We start from the raw sequence: 24112 nt of genomic DNA on the forward strand, positions 1-24112 counted from the left end.
TTGGGCTAGAGTCAAGACGTGACCGCCGAGCCGACGACGACCCAGCGCGCCACCGGTCGCCCCTCGACCGGCAGCGCCTCGCGCCAGCACACGCTGCGCGAACGCAACCTCCGGCTCGTGGCGAGGGCGATCTACGACGCCGCGCCCTCCCTGACGTCGGCCGCCACGCCACCGTCTCGCGCCGACGTCGCCGCCGCCACCGGGCTCACCCGCGCGACCGTCTCCACCCTGGTCGACCACCTGGTCGCGGCACGGCTCGTCGCCGAGCTCGCGCCGGTCGCCGCCCAGCGGGCCGGCCGACCCGCGGTACCGCTCGTCCCGGCGCGACGCACCGTCGTCGGCCTCGGCCTCGAGGTCAACGTCGACTACCTCGGCGTGCGCGCCCTCGACCTGTCCGGTGAGGCCGTCGCCGACGCCGTCGAGCACGGGTCGTTCCACGACTCCGACCCCACCACGGTGCTCGCCCGCCTCGGAGCGCTCGCCGCCGACGTCGTCGCGCGCCTGCAGGCCGATGGGATGCGGGTCGCCGGTGCGCGCCTCGCACTGCCCGGCCTCGTCGACGCCCGCACCGGCGAGCTCGAGGTCGCCCCCAACCTCGGATGGTCGTCGGTGGACCCCGTCGGCCTGCTGGGTCTCGGCGACCTGCCCGTGCACGTCGCCAACGAGGCCAAGCTCGCCGCGCTCGCCGAGCTCTCCGGCGACGTCCCGCCGTCGTTCCTCTACGTCTCCGGCGACGTCGGCATCGGTGCCGCGATCGTCGTCGACCGTGCCCTGTTCCTCGCCGAGCGCGGCTGGAACGGCGAGGTGGGCCACGTCGTCGTCGACCCCGCCGGGCCGCGCTGCTCCTGCGGCGCGCACGGCTGCCTCGAGCAGTACGCCGGCAAGGAGGCCGTGCTGCGCGCCGCCGGGCTCGCCGCGGAGTCCCCGCTGAGCGAGCTCGTCTCCCTGCTGACCGCGTCCGCACCCCGGGGCGGGGGTGACGCACCGGCCGCGCACGCCCGTGCCGCCGTCGAGCGGGCCGGGCAGGCGCTCGGCTCGGCGCTCGCCGACTTCGTCAACCTCACCGGGGTCTCGACCGTCGTGCTCGGCGGCGTGTACACCGAGCTCGAGCCGTGGCTGCGTGACGGCGTCGTGGCGGTGCTGCGCGAGCGCGTGCTGGCCGCGCCCTTCGCCCCCGTCGAGGTGCGTCCCGCGCACGCCGGGGCGCACGCGGCCCTCACGGGGGGAGCGCGCGAGGTGCTGCGCGAGGTCGTGGCCGACCCGGTCGCCTGGGGCTGACCGCGCCGCCTACTGCGTGACGACCTGGACCTCGCCCATGACCAGCTCGGCGCTCCGGACCTGCGGCGGGATGTCGAGGGTTCCGGACACGGCGCCGGCGGACCACTCGAACGTCCAGTAGGCCGTGCCGGTGAGCGTGAGGCGTCCGGAGCGCGTGTTGTCCCAGCCGTCGAACCCGCACGTCGGCGAGCCCGCCCGGCCGCCGTCGCCGGCCGCCTCTGACCAGGGGGTCCCGGGCGCGTCCGCACCGGCGCACGTGACCGAGCGGTAGACCTCCCCGGACTCGTCGGCCAGCGTCCACTCGATACGGTCCAGCGTGCCGGTGCCCGTGACGGTCAGACCGCCCTCGGACGCCGTGCGGGTGATAGGGCCCGTGGTGCTCTCGCCGGGGTCGGCGACCCAGAGCCAGATCGGGACGCCGACCAGCCCCACCGAGTCCGCCCGCTCCGACGTCGACGGCGGTGTCGTACCGATCTCGCCCATCGACATCTGCATGCCCGCCAGCAGCCGCTGGGCGAGCTCGAGCGGAGAGACCCCTGCGGGTTCCGGCGGCTCGGCGACCCACTCCGTGAAGGGCGCGCACCAGTGCGACCCTTGGCCGGATCCCTCGTCGATCTCGAGCCCGTCCAGGCACTCCGGGGGCAGGCTGCAGCTGATGATGTAGCCCTCCTCGTTGCCCTCCCAGACGGGGGCGTCCTTGGCAGGCGGCGGGTCGACGATCGCGACGTAGCACGTGCCGTCCCAGTACCCGGCGTCCGTGACGCACGGGATGACGTGCTCGCTGTACATGCACACCGGGTCGCCGCCGCTGCCGCCGCCCGGGTTCGGCTGGTCGCTCTCCTCCTCGCCGCCGGGGCACTCGCCGCCGACCTCAGCCCAGCCGCCCTCGTCGACCGACCCCGAGCCGGGGCACGCGCTGGCCGGGGCGACCGCCGGTGGCGCGACGACGGCGCCGAGGGCCAGCAGGGCGACGACGAGAGCCTGGCTCAGGTGCTTCAGCATGTGCGGTCCACCTCGGCGTCGAGCTCGGCGATCGCCCGCCGGTCCAGGGGACCCTGGTGGGCGATCAGGTACTGGGTGATGTAGCGGTCGGGGACGTCGGCGGCGCGCTCGAGCTCGGTGTCGTCGCCGTCGAACATCCGCGAGGAGCTCACGTCACCGCAGACGTCGATGCGGACCTGCTCGTAGCCCTCACCGGTCGGGTCGGGGACGTACTCGACGACCTCGGTGGACACGATCTCGGTGCCGCCCTCCAGCCGCCAGCCGTCCTCGTGGCGCTGCGCGTAGGTCGCTTCCTTGCCCTGCCACGCCTCGCTGTTGCTCCAGTACCCCCGCATCCGCACACCCTCCGCGTACCCGCCTCGGCCGAGCTCGTTGAGGTCGTCGTAGTAGGCGGTGACCAGCGCGAGCGCCTCGTCGACGTGCGCCTGCTCGCCGGGGTCGGCCGAGGTGCTCGAGGGCGTCTCGGGGGTGGCAGCGGTCTCCAGGGGGACGACGCCGTCCGCCTCGTCGGGTCCGCAGGCGCCGACGACGACCACCACGGCGGCCGTCGTGACGGCCGTCAGAGCGCGACGGGCGGCGTGCTTCGGGTCCTCGTGGTCGGTCTCGGTGGGCGCGGGAGCGCCCGGGCACAGACAGTAGCGGGCGCGGCAGCATCGCAGGGCGCCGATTCCGGTGCGCGGACCGGTCCGCGCTAGGCTGTGGGCGTCGTCGGTCGCAGGTCTGGCGACGTCGCCGTCCTCGGGGCGGCGAGCGCCCGTAGCTCAATGGATAGAGCAGATCTCTCCTAAAGATCAGGCTGCTGGTTCGAATCCAGTCGGGCGCACACTCGTTCGCGTCGCTGTCGGTGGCTCCTGGCATCATGACCAGCGATGACACGGCACACGACCTTCCGCTTCAGTCTCGACCTCGCGGTCGAGCAGGAACGTGTGCTCGAACGCCATGCGGGGGCCTCGCGGTTCGCCTACAACCAGTGTCTTCGGTTCGTCTTCGACGCTCGCCGTGAGCGTGAGGGCGGTCAGGACGTCCAGGTCCCACGGACCGGGTACGACCTCATCAACCGCTTCAACAGGTGGAAGAGGTCGGAGGACGCCGGGCGGGTCTTCACCGTCGATGCAGACGGCGTCGCCCACGTCGGCGACCACGGTCTGGTGTGGCGCCGTGAGGTGTATCAACAGGTCTTCGAGGAGGCTGCCGTCGACCTCGGTCGGGGGCTCACAGCGTGGTCCGAGTCCCGGCGTGGTGAGCGAGCGGGTCCGCGCATCTCGCACCCACGCTTCAAGAAGAAGTCGACGGCGCGCGTGTCGTTCCGGATCCGCAACCAGTTCCCGAAGGGTGGGAAGCCGGCGATCCGGGTCGGTGACGGCACACCACGGTCAGTGCGGCTCCCGAGGGTCGGCGCACTGCGGGTCCGCGAGGACACCCGTCGGCTCCGGCGGATGATCACGAAGGGTCGGGCGAGGATCCTCTTCGCGACGGTGGCGCGCGGCCAGGGGCGGTGGTGGGTGTCGCTCAACGTCGAGGCCGCCGACCTCCACCCGGACCGGCAGCATCGTCGGGACGGGGCGTCACCTTGGGTAGGCGTCGACCTGGGGCTGACGACGCTCATTGTGGCGGCACGCAGCGACGGCACGGAGGTCGACCGCGTCGACGGCTGGCCTCGTGTGCTGGCGAGGACCGCTCGTCGGCGCCGGCGATTGCACAAGGCCGTGACACGCAAGAAGCGGGGGTCCCGCAACCGCCGCACGGCCGCCGAACGGCTCGGCCGGTACTACGCCCGCACGGCACGGCTGCGTCGCCACCATACTCACGAGATCTCGAACCGACTGGTCAAGACCCACGACCGGCTCGCGATCGAGCACCTCGACGTCCGGGGCATGCTTGCCCGCAACCCGCACCTGGCGGAGGCGATCCACGACGTCGGCTGGAACCTCATCACCCAGCAGATCGCTGACAAGCAGGCGTGGCGCGGGGGAGAGGTCGCCGTCGTCGACCGCTTCTTCCCGTCGTCGAAGACGTGCTCGGGCTGCCGCTCGGTGCAGGACATGGGCGGGGTGGCGGTCCGGACGTTCGACTGCCGCGCCTGCGGGTTGACCCTCGACCGCGATCTCAACGCCGCGGCCAACCTCGCCGCCTGGGCCGAGCTGCACCACGGTGCAGACGTCTGGGCCCGGGACCTTCCAGCAGAGGGCCCGGTCATCAACGCCCACCGACGGGAACGCTCTGGCCGTCGCCTCCGCGACGGTGCAACGAGCCCGGATGACGTAGGAACCGGAGACCAGGCGCCCGCCGCCTGAGCGAAGGACGCCCGAGGAGGGCGGTGCACGCCGATCGTGCGGACGCTGCAAGCGGTAGGTCGGTGCTGTGCACGCTGCAAAGCGGGTGTCGGTGCGACTGCGCCGTCATACGCTCAACGCATGCCGCTCTCCGCCGTCGAACCCCGCCTCGACTCGCCCGACCCGCAGGCGCAGCTCGTCGCCTACCTCGACTACTACCGCGAGGTCGTCGAGCGGAAGCTCGACGGCATGACCGACGCCCAGCTCCGCACCAGCCGACTGCCCTCTGGCTGGACCCCGCTGGAGCTGCTCGTCCACCTGGTGCACATGGAGCGGCGCTGGTTCGTGTGGGGCTTCCTCGGCGAGGAGGTGCCCGACCCGTGGGGCGACCACGCCGACGGCGAGCCCGACGGCACGTGGCAGGTGCCCGACGGCGTCACCCCGGCCGAGCTGGTCGGCGCGCTGCACGCCGGGGGCGAGCGGACCCGGGCGATCCTGGCCGAGCACGACCTCGCCGCCCGAGGCGCCGTCGGCGGCCGGTTCACCGAGGACCCGCCCACCCTGACGTGGATCTGCTTCCACGTGCTGCAGGAGTACGCCCGCCACGCGGGGCACCTCGACGTCGCCCGGGAGCTGTCCGACGGCGCGACCGGCGAGTAGTCGAGCTGGCTGTTCCATCGTTTCAGCGCTGTAGATCGGGTCAACTGCCCCATTTTTAGGTTGATCTCCCTCTGGTGCTCAGCATTACAGCGCTGTAGTGTTCCCGGACCGACAAGATGGCAACGCACGACCCAGCGCGGCCCGATGGTGGGCTGCCCATGTTGCGAAGGAGCACGCATGCCTCGTCGTCCGAGACCCCGCCGATCAATGGCCGCCGTCCTGGGGGGCTTCCTCGTCCTCGCAGGAGCACTCGTCGCGCTACCGACCGCGCACGCCGCACCAGACGCCGACTCACCACGGCTCGTCATCGACGCTGACTTTCCTGACCCCGACGTGCTGCTGGTCGACGGGACCTACCACGCCTACGCCACCAACAACGACGGCCAGCACCAGGTCCAGCACCGCACGTCCAGGAACCTGCGGGTGTGGAAGACGCAGCCCGACGCGGCTCCGGGGATCGGCCAGGCCGCCGGTGACTGGGTCGGCCCGTGCCGTACCCTCCCGGACGGGACCCACGACTACTGCGTGTGGGCACCTGAGGTCGCGGCCGTCGGCGGCGGGTACGTGCTCTACTACACGGCGCGCGACGCCGCGTCGGGCAGGCAGTGCATCGGGGCGGCGACGGCCGACACCCCGGACGGTCCGTTCGTCGACGCGCTGGGTGAGCCCCTCGTGTGTCCGGTCGAGCTGGGTGGCGCCATCGACGCCGAGACGTTCCGGGACGGCGACCAGCTCCACCTGCTGTGGAAGTCGGACGGGAACTGCTGCGCCCAGCCGGCGATCATCTACACCCAGCCGCTGTCCGCAGACGGGCTCACGCTCGCCGGTCCGCCCGTGGAGCTGATGCGCAACGACCTCCCGTGGCAGGGTTCCGTGGTCGAGGCCCCCGCCATGACGCAGCACGACGGCAGGTACTACCTGTTCTTCGCGGCGAACGACTACTTCGGCGGCGAGTACCGGACCGGCTGGGCCGTCGCGGACAGCGTCACCGGACCCTTCACCGTCGCTGAGGACGAGCTGCTCACCAGCGAGGACTTCGCCGGCGAGATCGTCGGCCCAGGCGGGCTCGACGTCGTCACCACGCGCAAGGGAGACCCTCGGGTCGTCTTCCACGGGTGGGACGACGACTTCACCCAGCGCGGCGTCTACACCGCCGCGCTCCACTACGGTCCCGACGGCGTTCCCTCCGTCGAGGGGACGGCCGCGCGATACGAGGCGGAGGACGCTCTACTCACCGACGCCGTCGCGTTGGACGACCCGGCGGCGTCGGGTCTCGGCAAGGTCGGCGGGCTCGACCACGACTCCAGCGCGGTCACGTTCACCGTCGAGGCGGGCACGTCGGGTCCGCACACCCTCGGGATCCGGTTCGCCAACGGTTCCCTCGACGCCGACGGGCGACCGGCGAGCGCACGCCACGTCCTGACGGTCAACGACGACGAGGTCGGTGCTGTCGACTACTGGCACACCCGGTGGGAGAACTGGCAGACGGTCGAGGTGCCGGTCCGGCTTGCCCGGGGCACCAACACGATCACCCTGCGCGGGAGCGACCTGTTCGCCGAGCTTGACGCGATCTACCTGTCGCGCGGGAAGGCCGATGCTGTCGTGCCTGTCCACCCCGAGGACCTCGTCGACGCCACGCGGTACGAGGCGGAGGACGGCGTCATCTACCGCGCCCACGTCCGCGCCGACAGCGCGGCGTCCGGGGGCCACGTCGTCGGCGGGCTGGACTTCGTCGACAGCGCCGTCTCGGTGCAGGTCTGGTCCGACCGTGGGGGCCCGGTGATGCTCGGGGTCCGGTTCGCCAACGGCTCCGAGCGGGGCTGGTACCCGCTCGAGACGGAGCATGCGGTCACGGTCGACGGAGTACCGAACGGGACCGTCACCTATCCCCACACCGGCTGGGGCAACTGGAACGTCGTCGAGCACCAGGTCACGCTCGAGCCGGGCTGGAACACCGTCACGTTGACGCGCCTGAGCTGGTACGCGGAGATCGACGCGATCGACGTGGCGTGATCCACCCCCGTCCGCGCACGACGCCCGTGGGCGCGCATCACCGGGATGCGCGCCCACGGCGTCGCGCGCCACGGGCCGGAGCCCCGGATCATCGGGGCGCCCTGGATCAGCGGGATGTGCCCTGCACGATCGAGCGGATGACCTCCACCGGCAGCTTGGGCTTGCGGTGGGAGTCCACCAGCCCGTTGGCCTCCTGCAGCGTGTCCGTGAGCTGGGTGTAGCAGACCCCGGCCAGCACGGGGCTGGCATGGAGGGCGTCGAACAGCGAGCGGACCCGGTCCTCGAAGTCCTCCGGTGAGCCGGCCACCGAGTACCCCCAGGTGTCGATGTCCGCATCGGGCGCCCAGGTGACGCCGCCGAACTCCGTCACCATGACCGGCTTGCCCTGTACCGCGGAGGGCAGCAGGGCCACCCGTCGGCCGGCAGGGCCGATGGAGCCGGGGAGCGCTGCCAGCGCCTCGGCGGTCGCGTACCGGGGCTCGAGGACCGCACGCTCGGAGGCGTAGTCGTGCAGGGTCAGCAGGTCCGACTCGGTGTGCTCCCACCCGTCGTTGGAGATCACGGGTCGTGTCGGGTCGAGCGCCTTGGTCAGGTGGTACAGGGCGCGGGTGAGGTGCTGCTGCGCCGGGTCGTGCGCGATGTGCTGGACGCCCCAGCTCTCGTTGACGGGCACCCACGTCACGATGCACGGGTGCGACCGGTCCCGGAGCACGAGGTCGGTCCACTCGCGCACGGTGCGCTCGACCGCGCGTGACGTGAAGGTGAACGGCGCCGCGACCTCGCCCCAGACGAGCAGGCCGAGGCGGTCCGCCCAGTACAGGAACCGCGGGTCCTCGGCCTTCTGGTGCACGCGTGCGGCGTTGAACCCGAGGTCCTTGATGAGCTGCACCTCGTCGCGCAGCGCGTCGGCGCTCGGGGCCGCGAGGTGCGAGTCGGGCCAGTAGCCCTGCTCGAGCACGGAGCGCACGTAGTACGGGCGGTCGTTGAGCAGGAACCTTCCGTCCGCCTCACCGCACGATCGCAGCCCGAGGTAGGACGCGACGTCGTCGAGCACCGATCCGTCCGGTCCGACGACCGTGACCTGCGCGTCCAGGAGGGTGGGGCGCTCGGGGCTCCACAGGAGCTCCTCGTACGCCTGGCCGTTGGTCTGCCGCGGCAGTGTGAGCGAGAGGGTGATCTGGGGGTCGTCGATCTCGATCTCCTGGCGGGCCAGGGTCTCGTCACCGGTGGTGATCTCGACGGCGATCCGGGTGCCCCGGTCCGGTCGGCGCGCGAGCAGCGCGGTGAGATCGACGGTGCCGCGCGGCACGTCGGAGCACCAGTCGAGGCGAACGACGGCGGCCCGGGGCACGGCCTCGAGCCAGACGGGCTGCCAGATGCCGGTGGTGCGGTGGTACCAGATGCTGTGGGGCTCGTCGCGCCAGTCCTGCTTGCCGCGTGGTTGCGAGACGTCGTGCGGGTCGTCGTGGGCGCGGACCACGAGGGCGAAGGAACCGCGCTGGGCGATCTCCGCGGGAACCTCGAGGGAGAACGGGGTCTGCCCGCCGGTGTGGGTACCGAGCAGGTGGCCGTCCGCCCAGACCTGCGCGTCGTGGTCGACGGCGCCGAAGTGAACCATGAGCACGTCACCCTGCGTGCCGAGACCGGCGGTGGCGACGTCGTCGGCGGTGATCGTCCGGCGATACCAGACGACGTCGTAGGCGCTGGTGTCGCCGATCCCGGACAGGGCGGACTCGGGCGGGTACGGCACCCGGATGTGCCGGGGAAGGGCGGTATCGCCGGCGCGGCGCGCGGGGGCGTCGTCGTCGCCGATGGCGAACTCCCACTCTCCCGACAGCTCGTGCCACTGCGGGCGCACGAGCTGGGGTCGGGGGCAGGTGCCGTCGGTGGTGCTCATCATCGAGGTCTCACGCATGGCATGAGCATGAACCAATAATACAGCGCTGTAAAGCAGGGCATCGAGACACTGGTGCCTCGGTCCGGGCGAGGGCCGGTCAGGCGCCGGGTGCGGAGGCGCGGACCTGCAGCGTGTGGGGGACCAGCCGGTGCCGGCCCACGCCCGTGGTCCCCTGCATCCGCTCCAGCAGCAGCTCGAACGCGACGCGGGCGAGCTCGTGCTTGTCCGGGGCCAGCGACGTCAGCGGCGGCCAGGCCCACTGCGCCATCGCGGAGTCGTCCCACCCGACCAGCGCCACGTCGCCCGGCACCTCACGGCCGTGCCGCCGCAGCGCGGTGAGCGCGCCGACCGCGAAGCGGTCGTCGCGGCAGACGAGGGCGTCGAACCGGAGCCCTCGCGACAGGGCGTCGTCCACGGCCGCCGCGGCGGCGTCCGAGCCGAAGCCCGAGGTGGTGAGCACCAGGCCCGGGTCGAGGGGCACGCCCGCGCCCACGAGCGCCTCCTGGTAGCCGAGCAGCCGGCGGCTGTTCGTCGCCGTGATGTCGCCCTCCACCAGGCCGAGGAAGCCGATGCGCGTGCGCCCCGCGGCGAGCAGGTGGGCGGTGGCGTCCGCGGCCCCGCGCACGTTGTCCACCATGACGTGGTCGGTGGTCACCGGGGCCTCGACCTCGCCGAGCAGCACGAGGGGGAGGTCCTGGTGGAACCGCGCGATGTCGAGCGTGGCGATGCGCAGCGGCTGGAAGATGACCCCGTCGACGAGCCCGGCGTCCCGGTCGCGCAGCACGGCCCGCTCGGCCGTCTCGTCGCCGAGCGTCTGCTCGATGATGACGCGGTAGCCGTGGTCGCTCGCGACCTCGGCGACGTGCCGGGCGACCTCGGCGAAGTACGGGTGGTCGATCTCGGGCATGGCCAGGGCGATCATGCCCGTCCTGCCGGTCGCCAGCCGGCGTGCGGTGAGGTTCGGCTTGTAGCCGAGCTCGTCGATGGCCGCCTGCACCCGGGCGCGCGTCGCCGGCTGCACGTGGGCGTAGCCGTTGACCACGTTGGACACCGTCTTCATGGAGACGTTGGCCCGCTCGGCCACGTCGACCAGCCGTACCCGTGCCATGCCGCCTCCCTCGCCCGCCGCTGCCCGCTCGTTGTCGTGATCGTAGTGCCCGTGGGGTCCTCGTCGAGGTCGGGGGTCGACAATGCCCGTTACAGCGCTGTACATTCGTCGCCAGCGCGCATCGCGCAGGCGTTTTCGACGAGGAGGACGACACTCATGACGAACCACACCGGGCGCGGACGCACCGTTCGCGCCACAGCCCTCGCTGCCGCCGGAGCACTTGCCCTGGCTGCGTGCTCCGGCGGCGGCGACGCCCCGGGCCAGCAGCAGGCGGCCGAGTTCACCGGCACCTACGACGGCCCCGAGGTCACGCTCAGCTACTGGAACGGCTTCACCGGTGGCGACGGCCCGTTCATGCAGAGCATGGTGGACGAGTTCAACGCCGAGCACGACAACATCACCGTCGAGTCGAACACGATCGAGTGGGCGGAGTTCTACCAGAAGCTGCCCGCCGCGGTGACCGCCGGCGAGGGTCCGGACGTCGGTGTCATGCACATCGAGCAGCTCTCGTCGAACGCCGTGCGCCAGGTGATCGACCCCGTCGACCCCCTCCTGGAGGGCATCGGGCTGACGGCCGACGACTTCACGCAGGAGATCTGGGACGCCACCGAGTACGAGGGGCAGCACTACGGCGTCCCGCTCGACGTCCACTCGCTCGCGATGTACTACAACACCGAGCACTTCGAGAAGGCCGGGATCGCCGAGCCGCCGACGGACGCCGAGTCGTTCGACGCCGCGCTCGACGCGCTGCAGGAGGCCGGGCACGAGCACCCGTTCTGGATGCCCGCCCGGTGGCCCGCCCACCTCATGTTCCTGTCGGGAGTCTGGCAGGGCGGCGGCGAGCCGTACGCCACCGACGGCGCCAGCGCCACCTTCGACTCCGCCGAGGGCGTCGAGACCCTCGAGTGGATGCGCTCGATCGTCGACGACGGGTACAGCCCGGAGAGCGTCGACGCCGACGCCCAGTACGTCGCGTTCAAGAACAGCGAGACGTCGATCACGTTCGACGGCATCTGGCAGATCAACGACCTGGAGGAGTCAGGCCTGCCGTACGCGGCCGTGCCCGTCCCCGCGCTCCTCGGCGAGCAGGCGACCTGGGCGAGCTCGCACCAGTTCTTCCTGCCGCACCAGAACGACCCGGACGAGGACAAGGTCGCCGCCGCCCAGGTGTTCGTCGCCTGGATGAGCGAGCACTCGGGGGAGTGGGCCGGCGCCGGCATGATCCCCGCCCGCGAGTCCGTGCGGACCAGCGGCGTGCTCGACGGCACGGTGCAGGAGCCCGTCGCCGACGCGATCGACACCATGCGCTTCCTCCCGCCGGTCCCCGGCCTCGGGACGATCCAGGCCGAGACTCTCGAGGTCGCGGTGGCCGACGGCGTGCTCGGTGACCGCGCCCCCGACGTCGCCCTCACCGAGGAGGCCGAGCGCGCCACCGCGCTGATGGAAGAGAACCTGGCCCGGTTCGGAGGCTGACGCATGACCGCCACCCTTCCGACGGACGCCCTCGCCACGGCGAGGGCGTCCGCCCGGGGCGCTCGGCGCCGTCGGAGTCCGATCGACCCTGCCCCGGCCACGCCCTGGCTGTTCCTCGCACCGTTCCTCCTGCTGTTCGGGACGTTCGTCCTGCTCCCCGCGGCGCTCGGGGTGTGGATCTCCCTGCACGACTGGGACTACACGTTCCCGAACCACCCGTTCGTCGGGCTCGAGAACTACCAGGCCCTGATCGACCCGTCGTCCACGGCGAGTGGGCCGTTCTGGGAGTCGATGCGCGCGACCGGCATCTTCACGCTGGCGAGCGTCCCGCTGCTGCTGGTGATCCCGCTGCTGGTGGCGATGATGATGAACGCGCGGTTCCCCGGGCGGAACTTCCTGCGGGCCGTCTACTTCGCGCCGTTCGTGCTCGGCGTCGCCGTCGTCTCCGTCCTGTGGCGGTACCTGCTCGACACCAACATCGGGCTGGTCAACCACTACCTCGGCCTCGTCGGGCTGCCCGACGCCACGGCGTGGCTGACGTCCCTGCCCTGGGCGTGGGTCGCGCTGGTGGGGGTCACCGTGTGGTGGACCCTCGGCTTCAACGCCGTCATCTACCTGGCGGCGCTGCAGGACATCCCCGCCGAGCTGTACGAGGCGGCGCACGTCGACGGCGCGAGCGCCTGGCAGCGCTTCTGGGCGGTGACCTTCCCCGGGCTCAAGCCGGTGCTGATGTTCGTCGTCGTCAACACGCTGATCCTCTCCGCCAACATGTTCGGCCAGTCCTACCTGATGACCGAGGGCGGACCCGGCCGGAGCACCCGCACCGCGATCTACCTCATCGCCGACACGGGCCTCAGCTCGTTCCAGATGGGCAGCGCCGCAGCCATGAGCTACATCCTCACCGTGTGCCTGATGATCCTCAGCGCCGCGGTCTTCTGGCTCTTCCGGGACCGGGACGCCCGCCGCACAGGAAAGAAGGTGCGCCGATGACCGCCGCTCCTCCCACCGCACCCCTCACCGACCGCACCGTGCGGGTCGCCGGCCACCGCGCCGGCAGCGTTGTCCGACGGCGGGTCGCCCGGTACGTGGCGCTCTACGCCCTCGCGCTGGTCTTCGTCAGCCCGCTGCTGTACATGCTGGTGACGTCGTTCAAGACCCGCGCCGACGCCACCGGCGTCACGCCGAGCTGGATACCGGACCCGTTCACGACCCAGGCGTTCCAGACGCTGTTCACCGCGTCGGACACGCCGGTGCTGACCTGGTTCGCGAACTCGATGGTCGCCGCCACGGCCAACGCCGTGCTCGTCGTGGCGACGGCGTCGATGGCGGCGTACCCGCTGGCGCGCATGGAGTTCCGCGGCAAGGGCATCGTCTTCGGGCTGGTGGTGGCCATGCTGCTGGTGCCCGGCGTCATCCTCGTCATCCCGAACTACCTCATCGTGTCCGAGATCGGCTGGCTGAACTCCCTGCTCGCGATCATCGTGCCGACGGCGGCCTCCGCCTTCGGGGTGTTCTTCATGCGGCAGTTCTTCGTCAACCTGCCCGTCGAGCTCGAGGAGGCGGCGCTGCTCGACGGCGCCAACCGCTGGGAGGTGTTCGTCAAGATCGTCCTACCCCTCGCGCGACCGGCCATGGCGACGCTCGCCCTGCTGGCGTTCCTCACCAACTGGAACGACTTCCTGTGGCCCGTGTACGTCCTGTTCAGCCCCGAGACGCGCACCTTGCCCGCAGGCCTGGCGACCCTGCAGGGTGCCAACCAGGTGCGGTACGACCTGCTGATGGCCGGCGCCGTGATCGCGAGCGTGCCCGTCATGGTGCTGTTCTCGTTCCTGCAGCGCTTCATCATCGAGGGCGTCTCGCGGTCGGGCCTCAAGGGGTGAGCGCCGCCGCGCACCGGCACGGCCCGGCCCGGCCCTGGCCACGGGTGGCGTGCGCGGCGTGGGCGGGTGCCGTCGTCGTCGGCCTGACGGCCTGTGGTCCGGGCGAGGCACCGGGGGCGGACGTCGTGGCCGAGCAGGGAGCGGAGACCTGGCGTCCGGAGCCGCTGATCGGCCAGGACTTCCCCGACCCCGACGTGCTCGTGACCGACGACGGGTATGTCGCCTACGCCACCAACGGCCCGCACACCAACGTGCGCGTCGCGACGTCGGACGACCTCGCGACCTGGGAGCAGCACGACGACGCCATGCCGGACCTGCCGCCCTGGGTGATCCCCGGCAGGACGTGGGCGCCGGAGGTCACGCGGTCCGACGACGGCACGTACGTCCTGTACTTCACCGCGGCGAGCGCCGAGCACGGCGTCCAGTGCGTCGGTGTGGCGGTGTCGGACGACCCGCTCGGGCCCTTCGAGGCCGTCGGCGACGGGATGCTCGTCTGCCCGGAGGGCGAGGGTGGGGCCATCGACGCGGCGACCTTCGACGACGACGGCACGACGTACCTGCTGTGGAAGAACGACGGCAACTGCTGCGGGCACGACACCTGGATCCAGGCCGCCCCGCTGGCTCCGGACGGGACCGCGCTCGCGGGCGACCCGGTGCGGCTGTTCCGGCAGGACCTGGCGTGGGAGGGCGAGCTCGTGGAGGCGCCGACGATCGTGCGTCGTGGTGGGACTTACCACGCGTTCTACTCGGCGAACTTCTACGGCGACGACACCTACGCCGTCGGGCACGCGACCGCACCCGCCCTGGACGGACCGTGGACCAAGGACTCGGAGCCGTTGCTCTCCACCGCGGGCACGGGGGAGATGTTCCGTGGGCCGGGTGGGCAGGACGTCGTCGCGACGCCGGACGGGGACGTGCTCGTGTTCCACGGGTGGGACGGGGCGTATGTCGCGCGGCAGCTGCACTCCGTACCGCTCGGGTGGGACGGTGACCAGCCGCTCGCCGTGCTGCCCGTCGCGCGCTCGTCGCGCTGATCCCCGTCTCGCCGCGCTGTAGTGGCAAGGCCGGATCGATCGGCGCCCCGGGCAGGCGCCGATCGACCCGGCCTCGAGGTCAGCGGCGCTGACGGCGGAACAGCACGACCAGGACACCCGATCCGACGAGGGCGAGGGCGAGCAGGACCAGCGCGGCCACCCGGGGACCGGTGACGGGCAGCTGCCCGTCGGTGGCGACGTCGGACATGGACTGGGCCCGGACGACGTCGGAGGTGGGGTCGCCCGGCCCGTCGTCGGCCGTCGAGGGTGCGTCGGTGGGTTCGCCCGGCTCGCTGGTTCCCGTCTCGCTTCCCGGCTCGGTCGGCTCGGGCGAGGACGACGGGTCCTCGGTCGGGTCCGACGGCTCTTCGCTCGGCTCCGACGGGTCGGCGGGCTCGTCCGGCTTGTCGGTGGCGGTGTTGACGAGCACGACCTCGACGTCGGTCCCCACCGACACGGTCGCCGACGCGCCGGTGACGGGATCGCCGTCGACGCGCCACTCGACCGGCTCCCAGACGACGTCGTCGACCGGCGGCAGGTCCTGCTCGGTGAGCGTGACCTCGGTGCCGACGGGCAGCGGGGCGAGCGTCTGCTCCTCGCCGGCCACCAGCTCAAGCGTGCCGGTCTCACCGCCGGCCACCTGGTAGGACACCGTGTACACGGTGCTGCCGGGGACGATGTCCGCGGCCTGGCCGCCGACCACCTTGGTGATGCTGATGCTCCCGGTCGGTTCCGCCGGCGTGCCGCACGGGAGGGTGCCGGCGAAGAAGTAGGCGTGGGCCTCGCCGCCGCGCAGGTCGAGGTCCCGGGCGACGATCTGGCCGTCGATCGGGGCGGCGTCGACGGTGAGGTCCGCCTCGGGCGCGTAGACGGAACCGTCGATGCGCGTGCCGGAGCCGTCGAGCGCGACGGCGCCGTCGTGCCGGGAGAGGTCCCACATCACGAAACGCGCCACCTGGCCCTCGGTGCCGAACACCGCGCCGGAGACCTGGGTGACGTCGGCAGGGACGGACACGATCAACGGGGCGTCGGCCGAGGGCAGCGTGCCGTCGGCGAACTGCACCTGGGATGCTCCGGCGATGTCGGCGTAGTCGACGACGTTCGGCATGCCGGGCTCGACCGCGGACAGCACGACGCGGTCCCCGACGTCCTCGGCGACATCGAGCCGGTGCGCCAGATCGCCGCTCAGCTCGGCGAGGCACTGACGGACCGCGTCGACGCCGGGGCCGGACTCGACGTACGCCGCGACCGAGTCGTGCTCGGTGCCGACGGTGTCCGCGCCGTCGGGCCACGCCTGGTTGGTGGCGTCGATGGCGGGGGCGCCCTCCGTCGCGGTCCGGTAGCGGGTCCAGCCCCCGCGCTCGTACGTGCCGAAGGCGGGATCGTCACCGACCACCTTGAGGTATCCCTCGAGCTCGCTGCCGCTGCCCGCCGGGACCCCCTTGTTCTCGACCTTCGTGAGCCCGGAGGTCGGGGCGTAGGAGCCGATGAGCAGCCGGGTGGGGTCGCCGTCGACGGTCGGGATCGTGTAGTCGGCCGTGCCGGCGGCCTGGTGGATCACCGGGTAGGTGCCGCCGTCAGCCCGGACGGTCAGCTCGCCGCCGACGGCGATGGCGCCCTCGGTCTCGTGGTTGTCCAAGGTCGCGTCGCCCAGGGCGTAGACGGAGAAGCCGCCGGCGAGGTCGAACGGATCGACCTGGGTGGTCGCGGCGCCGGCGGGGGCTGCGAGCGCGTTGACGGCGAGCGCGAGCCCGAGCGGGGCGGCGGTACGAGTCAGCACTCCGCGTCGCGTGCGGTGGGACGGGGTCCGACGGCGGTCGGGTGAGTTCACGGTCATCCTCTCGGTGGGCTGTGGCGGACGCCGGGCAGGCCGGTCGACCACGAGGCAAGACACCGGGGCGGCAGGACCATGACGCCATGGTCTGTGCCGTCGCTCACTCAAGATGCTGCCTCGGAGCACTCGTGGTAAGGGCTGCACGTCGCGAGCTGTCTGACAAGACCTGGGGCGGGTGAAAATTGCCCTCCCGCATGCGCTTGCTCAGGGCGACACCTAACGTCGCTGGCGACCGGCCCGTCAGCGATGACGGGTAACGAGGCGCTGCAGGGGGCACGCCGCGAGGCTTGTCGCCCCCTGCCCGGAGGGGGTTGGTGAGCGTGGCGGAGCAGGGGGACTCCGAGCTGTTGAGCGAGATCCGCGGGGGTGCCAGTTGGGCCGCCTCGCAACTCTACGAACGTCACCGTCCGGCGGGGCTGCGCCTCGTGCGGCGGATCAGCCGGTCGTTCGAGCCCGAGGACGCGCTGCACGACGCCTGGGCCAAGATCCTGCACGCGATCCATGCCGGCGCCGGGCCGCGCGAGGAGTTCACCCCGTACTACTACTCGGCGATCCGGTCCGTGGTGTTCACCCGGGCGGCGCGCGAGGCCCGCAAGGTCGCGGCCGAGCAGGCCGCCGCACACGAGGAAGTCATCGTGCCCCGCGACGCGACCGAGGGACTCGCCGTCCGCGAGGCCTTCGAGAGCCTCCCCGAGCGGCACCGGGTCGCCCTGTGGGCGGCCGAGGTCGAGGATCTGCCGCGCCACCAGATCGGCGAGCTGCTGGGCATCGACGACGGGGCGGTCTCCGCGCTGCTGTACCGCGCGCGGGCCGGGCTCCGGCGCGAGTGGCGGTTCCTGACGGCCGAGCGCACTCCGGGGTGGCAGGAACGGTCTCCCTAGGTGTGATCTATATCACATAGATGCTTCCGTCACTTCCTCCGGGGGCCAGGGTCTTGACGGGTGATCGGTGAAGTGACGGAGACCACACGAGGGCGTCCGTCGAACGGGCCTTCGAGCCTCACGCGAGCTTGAGCAGTACCTCGATGACGAACGTTCAGTGTCACGCCAAGGAAAGGGGCCAGCGTGATCGCCTCGCACCGGATCTCCAGGGGCAGAGAGTCCGCCCCCCCTACCACTCGTCTCGCCACGCTGCGACACCGGTTGGCCGGCCTCGCCGTGCTGCTGGTGGCCGCGTTGGTCGGCAGCGTCGCGATCGCGATGCCCGCGCAGGCGGCGACGGTCTACGAGATCGTGGGCGAGTGGGATGACGACACGCCGGAGGTCGTGAGGACCGGCGACTCGGTCGCAGGGACCTGGTGGGCGAACGTCAACGACGACGCCGAGGCGCCGGGCAACGAGCCGGTCGAGAACGTCACGATCACGGTGACGGCGGACGGTGCGATCTTCGAGGAGGTTCCGCCGGCCTGCCTGACCGAGGGTGTGAACCCGTCGTCGAGCATCTCGGGCGACGGTTCGGTGCTGGTGTGCAACGGGGGGACGTTCGATCAGGGCACGGCGTTCCGGGTGGACACGTCGGTGACGGTGACGGCCGTGGACGGTGAGGCGGTGTCGCTGTCAGGGGCGATCGCCGACCAGACGGCGGACCTGACGCCGGTGCCGGTCGAGAACGCGTTCGTCATGGACATCCTGTGGGACAACAACGCAGGCAAGGCGGTCGACAACGGCGGGTCGCGCGACGTCACGTTCAACTGGACGCTCTTCCAGGGGGCGCTCGGCCCGGACGGTCCCGACACGGTGACGTACCGGTTGAGGCTCGACAACACCGACGATGCTCCGATGCAGCGTGGACCTCAGCGCTGCTCCCCGTTCACCACTGGTGGTGCGGGGGGTCATCCGTACTCCGGGGGTGACAACCCGACGACGCAGATGGCGCCGTTCGTCGACAGCTGCACCCTGACCAGGATCAACGACTCGACGTACGACCTGACCTTGAGCGGGATCGACTACAGCCACGCGCAGGTCCCGACCGAGGACTCACGGGGGCGGGCGCTGCCCACTCAGCGCGTCGCGGTGGCGTCCGGCGAGGTGCAGTTCCGCGTCGTCACCGAGGCGAACTCGGGAACCGTGAGCTTGACGTCCAACGCGCCGACGTATGTCTCGGAGACTGGCTCGACGAGCAAGGATGAAGTGCAGAACAACGGCTCAGAGATCAACTGGGTGTCTGGTTTCGGTGTAGCCAACTGGTACCCCGCTTATACAAACACCAGTGCGAGGCTCTGGCAGGACCAGTACCGCGTGCCCCCTGGTACCGAAGTCATGGGAAGCGCCTCTGTGGACTATACCAATGTGGATCCCGAGGTGGGATTCGGTGGCTTGTGCGTGGTCCTTGACGGCGAGTACGTCACGTACACAGGTGCTCAAGTGGTCGACCGGAACAACGATCGATCTCCTCTCGACACCCCGCTCGAATATCTCGTGCGCGATACGCCGATCGGCGACCCCAATGGTTCTGAGGTTTGTGGGAACGACAACGCCAACTGGGTCTCGAGCCCGCCGGCGGATCTGTCGACGGTGCATGCGGTGCGCGCCCGCTACGGCCTCGGTGGCGGGATGGGCGAGGCGGCGCCTCAGCTCCAGGTGACCCAGGTGATCGACGACGACGTGGTCGCTGGTCAGGATATCTGGACCTGGGGCGCGCACCGGGCGGTCTCCAGTGCCGGTGACTGGGTCTACCGCAATCGCACCATGGACCCGGCTGACGTTCCCAATTCGGGGACCACGACGCCTGGTGCGCGCTACCCGTATGCGGGTAGTGGTCGCGATATCCTGCGGATCTCTACCGTTGAGCCGCAGGTGTCCAAGTCGGTGGACCCGCCGACGGTGGACCCGGGTGGTACGGCGACGTTCACGGTGACGTACACGGCCGAGGGTATGGATGTGCCTGAGGAGGTCGACGGGTACGTCGTGAAGGACACGCTGCCGGTCGGGGCTACCTATGTCACCGGTTCGACCGATCCCGACCCGGTGGAATCGACCAATGGCGACGGGCAGCAGGTGTTGACGTGGACTGTGGACGGCGTGCCGACCAACACGGAGAACACGCTGGCCTACACGGTGGACATCGCTGACGATGTCGAAGGCGGTGACCGGTTGGTCAACAGCGTCACGGGCAGCGTCGGGGGGCTCACGAGCGAGCCGGCGACGGCCGCCGTGACGGTGAATTCCGCGGGGTCCACGTCGATCCTCAAGACGGCGGACCAGGCGTTCATCCCGAACGTCAACGGCGACGGCGTCGGCGAGGGTTCGTGGACGGTCGACATCGTCGCGGAGGACCCGTCGCCGCAGGCCTTCACGGACACGATCGACATCCTGCCGTACAACGGTGACGGCCGGGGCACGGACATGGCCGGCACCTACGACCTCAGCGGCGACGTCACGGTGAGCATGGGTGCCACCGTCTACTACACGACGGCGGACCCGGCGACGCTGTCGGACGACCCGGCCGACCCGATGAACGGGGCCGCGGGTGACACGACGGGCAACACGGTCGGGTGGACCACGACGTTCACCCCGGACGCGACGGCGGTGCGTGTCATCACCGACGAGCTGGAGCCGCGGGGTGCGTTCAACTTCACGATCCCGATCGTGACCGACGGGATGGACAGCGCGGACGTGCTGGTCAACCGGGCGCAGGGCCGGGCAGAGAACACTCGTCTGGTGATGCGGACCTCGGCGGAGACGCAGATCGCCACCTACTACTCGGCGAACCTGAAGAAGTACGTCCAGGACACCGAGGGGGAGTGGCAGGACGCGCAGGAGCCGGGGACCGGCCCCGAGTTCCACATCGGGGACACCGTCCCGTACCGGATCGTGGTGGAGAACACCGGGCAGGGCACGCTGACCAACATCGAGGTCACGGACGACCTGTACCCGGAGCTCGGCTCGTTCACGATCGACGTGCTCGAGCCGGGGGAGAGCTACGTCCACGAGTTCGAGATCGTGCTGACCGAGCCGGTGGGCGAGGACGACGTGGTGAACACGGCGTGCGCCGAGTCCGACATCCCCGAGGACTCGGTGGACGAGAACGGCGACCCGCTGCCGCCGGAGATCAACTGCGACCCCGCCAGGTTCACGCCGGTGGGGGACACCACCCACTCCAAGGAGCTGGTCTCGGCCGCACCGATCGGTGACGGGCAGTGGGAGATCGTCTACGAGATCGTCGTGGAGAGCATCGAGACGCCGGCCGCGTACTACGCGCTGGCGGACGAGCTGCACTTCACCGACCAGGCGACGATCACCTCGGCTGAGGTCACGGCGTCCCCGGCCGACGTGACGCTCACCGACCCGGCATGGGACGGTCAGGGCAACCTGATGATCACGGACTTCGCCGACATCGAGGGCATGGAGAACCCCGACTACGAGCCGCACGTCTACCAGGTGACGGTCGTCGCCGACGTGCCGCTGCAGCTCGAGGGTGCCGGCTCGGGTGCCGATGACCCGACGGCCTGCGGCGCCGAGGACGGCGAGCCCGAGGACCGGGCGTTCACGAACACCTCGGAGCTGACCAAGTCCACCGGTGAGACGGAGGTCGACGAGGCCTGCGCCGAGCTGCCCTCGATCGACGTGACGAAGTCGATCACGGACGGGCCGGTGCCCAACGGTGACGGGACGTGGACGGTGTCCTACGACCTGGTCGCCACGAACGATGGCGCCGCCGAGGGGGAGTACGACCTCGCCGACGCGATGACGGCGGCCGGGGACCTGGAGGTCGTCGACACCTCGCTCGTCGGTTGGCCGGAGGGTGTCACTCCGGACGAGCTGTGGACCGGGCTGGGCGCCGAAGGGTCGCCGGAGAACGTCATCGTGCGCGACGAGACGCTGGCCGGTGGCGGGATGCACACGTACCAGGTGCAGGTGGTGCTCGGCATGGCCGAGGACGCCGCCTACCCGCCGGACGTGTCGGCCTGCCCGGCCGAGCCGGGTGCTGATGGTGGTGGTCTGGCCAACACGGTCGAGATCGACCACAACGACCTGACCGACACCGACGCCGAGTGCACCTCGGTGGCCGCGATCGTGATCGACAAGTCGATCTCGGCCGGGCCGGTGCCCAACGGTGACGGGACGTTCACGATCACCTATGACCTGGTGGCCGAGAACGTCGGTGGCGCCGCAGGCGACTACGAGGTCACCGACCGGTTGCAGTACGGCGAGGGCATCGAGATCACCGAGGCCGGGATCGTCACCGCCCCCGAGGGCGTGACCACCAACCCGGACTGGACCGGTGTGGGTGCCGAGGGTGCGGCGGTCAACGTCGTGGCCGACGGCGTCACCCTCGATGCCGGGGCGACGCACACCTACCAGGTCGAGGTCACGGTCCAGCTGGACGAGGACACGATCGACCCGTCCGTGCTGCAGTGCCCCGAGCCGGGCTCCGGTGAGTCCGGTGGTCTGGCCAACTCGACAGGGCTGGATCACAACGGGATCACCGACGGTGACGAGGTGTGCGCCTCGCTGCCGCTGATCGACATCGACAAGACGATCGGCGACGGTCCGGTGCCGAACGGCGACGGGACGTGGACCATCTCCTACGAGCTGGTGGCCACGAACTCCGGTGGGGCCGAGGGCGACTACGACCTCGTGGACCGGCTGATCTACGGCGAGGGCATCGTCGTGGAGTCGGCGGCCGTGGTCACGGCTCCGGACGGTGTCGAGACCGAGGCCGGCTGGACGGGTCAGGGCGCCGAGGGCGCGGCGGAGAACGTCATCGCCTCCGGCGTCACCCTGCCTGCCGAGAGCGACCACACCTACGAGGTGGACGTCACGGTCTCCTTGGACCGTGAGACCGTCACGCCGGACGCGCTGGCCTGCCCCGAGCCGGGATCCGGCGAGAGCGGGGGGCTGGCGAACTCCACGGAGCTCACCCACAACGGTGAGAACCGGGACGACGACGTGTGCGCCCCGCTGCCGCTGATCGACATCACCAAGTCCCTCGTGGGCGCGGTGATGCCGGTCGAGGGCGAGGACGGCGTGTACGACGCCACCTACGAGCTGCTCGTGACGAATGAGGGCGAAGGAGCCGGCACCTACGACCTGACCGACACCCTGTCGGCCGGAGAGGGCATCGAGGTCATCGGCGTCCAGGACGTGACGACCGATGCGCCGGAGGCCGTGCTCAACGACGGCTTCGACGGACTGGAGGACACGCTCATCGTGGCCGACCAGGCGATCGTGGGCGCCGAGCCGGAGACGGTGGAGCACCGCTACGAGGTGGTCGTGCGGTACAGCGCGGACCTGTTCGGCGTCGAGGTCCCGACCGACGACGTCTGCTCGACCGCCGACGGCGGACCCGTCCCCGGTGCGCTGGCCAACGAGGCCTCCGTGGACTGGAACGGGATTACCGAGGAGGACGAGGAGTGCCTCCGCGCCGGGAAGCCGACGATCGACAAGGAGCTGACGTCCGCCGAGCCCGTCGGCGACGGTCAGTGGGAGGTCGTCTACGACATCACCGTCGGCAACGTCGGTGACCAGGGCACCTTCTACGACCTGGACGACCAGCTGCTCTTCGCCGCCGACGTCACCGTCACGGACGTGGGTGTCACCGGTCCGGAGGGCGTCACGGTCAGCGACACCTTCGACGGGATGGAGGACACGCGGATCTCCACCGACGTGCCGATCATCGGGCTGGACGACGAGGGTTACGCCCCGCACGTCTATACCGTCACGGTGCTGGCCGACGTGCCGATGCAGGTCGGCCCCGGCGGGGCCGACGGCGCCGGGTCGCCGGACTGCACCGAGCCCGCCGGGGACAACACCCTGGAGCAGGGGCTCAACAACGCGGCCACCCTGTCCGACGAGAACGGCAACGAGACCACGGACACCGACTGCGGTCCGCTGCCGTCCATCTCGATCGACAAGCAGCTCGTCGGGGAGCCGACCGAGGGCAGCGGGGGTACGTGGACGGTCGTGTACGAGATCACGGCCACCAACGACGGCGCGGCCGAGGGCGAGTACACCCTCACCGACCGTCTGCGGTTCGGTGCCGGCCTGGACATCACGTCCGCGGCGGTGACCATGACGCCCGACGGCGTCGCGGCGTCGTCGAGCTGGACCGGTCAGGGCGGTGAGGGCGCCCCCGCGAACGTGGTCGCCACCGACGTCCTGCTGGGTGCGGAGCAGGCCCACACCTACCGGGTGCGGGTCACGGCGAACCTCGACGAGGACCAGGCGAACGAGTCCACGTTCGCCTGCCCTGCACCCGGTTCGGGGGAGCCGGGCGGGTTCGCCAACACCGCAGGGATCGACCACAACGGTCTGACCGGGGCGGCCGAGGCCTGCGCGACACCTGACGAGCCGGAAGACCCGACGCCGGCCGGACCGGGCAGCCTGCCCGTCACCGGCGCGACGATCGGGTGGCTCTCCGCGGCCGCAGTCCTGCTGCTGCTGCTCGGCGCGGCGGTCGTCCTGACCACGCGCCACCGCCGGACGCACCAGTAGCCGACGGCTCAGGTCGTCGACCACGACGGCGCCGCTCATCCTGCGGGGCGGGCGGCGCCGTCGTCGTGTGCGGAGTCGCCGACCCGCACCGGAACATGTGCGTCACCTCACGTCTCGCCCCGTCATGTCGGCGTCCTTTCGATGTCTTGCCTGCTGGTGCCTGTGCCGACCCTGAGCTGCAGCGGTCGACAGCCACCCCCGCACGAGCGATGACGAGAGGGCGA

The 24112-nt window shown here is 71.1% G+C and carries 15 protein-coding genes and 1 tRNA gene; 11 read left to right on the forward strand and 5 right to left on the reverse strand.

The genetic code is table 11. The features are described from left to right. Window positions 1-18: 18 nt before the first annotated feature. The gene (locus AC3RJ8_RS03470) at window positions 19-1278 is read left to right on the forward strand and encodes an ROK family protein (protein ID WP_489714553.1); all 1260 of its coding nucleotides are present in this window, start codon (window positions 19-21) and stop codon (window positions 1276-1278) included. A 9-nt stretch (window positions 1279-1287) separates the two neighbouring features. On the opposite strand, the gene AC3RJ8_RS03475 is transcribed toward AC3RJ8_RS03470, so the two are convergent. Together AC3RJ8_RS03475 and AC3RJ8_RS03480 are read right to left on the reverse strand one after the other, a co-directional pair. Next, window positions 1288-2280 (reverse strand): hypothetical protein, encoded by a 993-nt coding sequence (locus tag AC3RJ8_RS03475; protein ID WP_489714554.1) that lies wholly within the window; start codon window positions 2278-2280, stop codon window positions 1288-1290. Further along, complete coding sequence (locus AC3RJ8_RS03480; RefSeq protein WP_489714555.1) at window positions 2274-2819, reverse strand: hypothetical protein; 546 nt, start codon at window positions 2817-2819, stop codon at window positions 2274-2276. Before AC3RJ8_RS03480 ends, AC3RJ8_RS03475 begins: the two co-directional genes overlap by 7 nt. A gap of 211 nt (window positions 2820-3030) precedes the next feature. Between AC3RJ8_RS03480 and AC3RJ8_RS03485 the strand changes: the two genes are divergently transcribed. The 4 genes from AC3RJ8_RS03485 to AC3RJ8_RS03500 all read left to right on the forward strand — a co-directional run bounded on the left by AC3RJ8_RS03485 (window position 3031) and on the right by AC3RJ8_RS03500 (window position 7226). Then, window positions 3031-3103 (forward strand) — tRNA-Arg (locus tag AC3RJ8_RS03485). A 46-nt stretch (window positions 3104-3149) separates the two neighbouring features. Continuing rightward, on the forward strand, window positions 3150-4574 hold the full coding sequence (locus AC3RJ8_RS03490; protein WP_489714556.1) for an RNA-guided endonuclease TnpB family protein: 1425 nt from the start codon (window positions 3150-3152) through the stop codon (window positions 4572-4574). 120 nt (window positions 4575-4694) lie between these two features. Continuing rightward, the gene (locus AC3RJ8_RS03495) at window positions 4695-5213 is read left to right on the forward strand and encodes a DinB family protein (protein ID WP_489714557.1); all 519 of its coding nucleotides are present in this window, start codon (window positions 4695-4697) and stop codon (window positions 5211-5213) included. 207 nt (window positions 5214-5420) lie between these two features. Continuing rightward, on the forward strand, window positions 5421-7226 hold the full coding sequence (locus AC3RJ8_RS03500) for a family 43 glycosylhydrolase (RefSeq protein WP_489714558.1): 1806 nt from the start codon (window positions 5421-5423) through the stop codon (window positions 7224-7226). A gap of 106 nt (window positions 7227-7332) precedes the next feature. On the opposite strand, the gene AC3RJ8_RS03505 is transcribed toward AC3RJ8_RS03500, so the two are convergent. Together AC3RJ8_RS03505 and AC3RJ8_RS03510 are read right to left on the reverse strand one after the other, a co-directional pair. After that, window positions 7333-9141: a glycoside hydrolase family 2 protein gene (locus AC3RJ8_RS03505; RefSeq protein ID WP_489714559.1), complete on the reverse strand. Its 1809-nt coding sequence runs from the start codon at window positions 9139-9141 to the stop codon at window positions 7333-7335. 79 nt (window positions 9142-9220) lie between these two features. Further along, complete coding sequence (locus AC3RJ8_RS03510; protein ID WP_489714560.1) at window positions 9221-10231, reverse strand: LacI family DNA-binding transcriptional regulator; 1011 nt, start codon at window positions 10229-10231, stop codon at window positions 9221-9223. A gap of 156 nt (window positions 10232-10387) precedes the next feature. Here AC3RJ8_RS03510 and AC3RJ8_RS03515 point away from each other — a divergent pair, with 156 nt between their 5' ends. Genes AC3RJ8_RS03515 through AC3RJ8_RS03530 form a run of 4 tightly spaced genes read left to right on the forward strand, consistent with a single transcriptional unit; the run spans window position 10388 to window position 14618 of the window. Next, a complete protein-coding gene (locus AC3RJ8_RS03515; RefSeq protein ID WP_489714561.1) occupies window positions 10388-11704 on the forward strand; it encodes an ABC transporter substrate-binding protein in 1317 nt (438 codons plus the stop codon). A gap of 3 nt (window positions 11705-11707) precedes the next feature. After that, window positions 11708-12694: a carbohydrate ABC transporter permease gene (locus AC3RJ8_RS03520; protein WP_489714562.1), complete on the forward strand. Its 987-nt coding sequence runs from the start codon at window positions 11708-11710 to the stop codon at window positions 12692-12694. After that, the gene (locus AC3RJ8_RS03525; protein ID WP_489714563.1) at window positions 12691-13584 is read left to right on the forward strand and encodes a carbohydrate ABC transporter permease; all 894 of its coding nucleotides are present in this window, start codon (window positions 12691-12693) and stop codon (window positions 13582-13584) included. Before AC3RJ8_RS03520 ends, AC3RJ8_RS03525 begins: the two co-directional genes overlap by 4 nt. After that, the gene (locus AC3RJ8_RS03530) at window positions 13581-14618 is read left to right on the forward strand and encodes a glycoside hydrolase family 43 protein (RefSeq protein WP_489714564.1); all 1038 of its coding nucleotides are present in this window, start codon (window positions 13581-13583) and stop codon (window positions 14616-14618) included. Before AC3RJ8_RS03525 ends, AC3RJ8_RS03530 begins: the two co-directional genes overlap by 4 nt. Before the next feature lie 79 nt (window positions 14619-14697). Here AC3RJ8_RS03530 and AC3RJ8_RS03535 read toward each other — a convergent pair whose 3' ends face one another. Then, a complete protein-coding gene (locus AC3RJ8_RS03535; RefSeq protein WP_489714565.1) occupies window positions 14698-16398 on the reverse strand; it encodes a collagen-binding domain-containing protein in 1701 nt (566 codons plus the stop codon). A 368-nt stretch (window positions 16399-16766) separates the two neighbouring features. Here AC3RJ8_RS03535 and AC3RJ8_RS03540 point away from each other — a divergent pair, with 368 nt between their 5' ends. Further along, window positions 16767-17333: an RNA polymerase sigma factor gene (locus tag AC3RJ8_RS03540; protein WP_489714566.1), complete on the forward strand. Its 567-nt coding sequence runs from the start codon at window positions 16767-16769 to the stop codon at window positions 17331-17333. A gap of 261 nt (window positions 17334-17594) precedes the next feature. Then, entirely contained in the window at window positions 17595-23888 is a 6294-nt protein-coding gene (locus AC3RJ8_RS03545) for a DUF7507 domain-containing protein (RefSeq protein WP_489714567.1), read from the forward strand. The last annotated feature ends 224 nt before the right edge of the window (window positions 23889-24112 follow it).

The organism is Isoptericola sp. MSGPD8_1_ISO-PGPR-S23-394 (assembly GCF_058072785.1).

Excerpts from the sequence above, each read along its gene's own strand:
- AC3RJ8_RS03505 (WP_489714559.1), bottom strand. The coding sequence starts at position 9,141 with ATGCGTGAGACCTCGATGATGAGCACCACCGACGGCACCTGCCCCCGA.
- AC3RJ8_RS03525 (WP_489714563.1), top strand. The coding sequence starts at position 12,691 with ATGACCGCCGCTCCTCCCACCGCACCCCTCACCGACCGCACCGTGCGG.
- AC3RJ8_RS03495 (WP_489714557.1), top strand. The coding sequence starts at position 4,695 with ATGCCGCTCTCCGCCGTCGAACCCCGCCTCGACTCGCCCGACCCGCAG.
- AC3RJ8_RS03515 (WP_489714561.1), top strand. The coding sequence starts at position 10,388 with ATGACGAACCACACCGGGCGCGGACGCACCGTTCGCGCCACAGCCCTC.
- AC3RJ8_RS03520 (WP_489714562.1), top strand. The coding sequence starts at position 11,708 with ATGACCGCCACCCTTCCGACGGACGCCCTCGCCACGGCGAGGGCGTCC.
- AC3RJ8_RS03500 (WP_489714558.1), top strand. The coding sequence starts at position 5,421 with ATGGCCGCCGTCCTGGGGGGCTTCCTCGTCCTCGCAGGAGCACTCGTC.
- AC3RJ8_RS03475 (WP_489714554.1), bottom strand. The coding sequence starts at position 2,280 with ATGCTGAAGCACCTGAGCCAGGCTCTCGTCGTCGCCCTGCTGGCCCTC.
- AC3RJ8_RS03490 (WP_489714556.1), top strand. The coding sequence starts at position 3,150 with ATGACACGGCACACGACCTTCCGCTTCAGTCTCGACCTCGCGGTCGAG.
- AC3RJ8_RS03510 (WP_489714560.1), bottom strand. The coding sequence starts at position 10,231 with ATGGCACGGGTACGGCTGGTCGACGTGGCCGAGCGGGCCAACGTCTCC.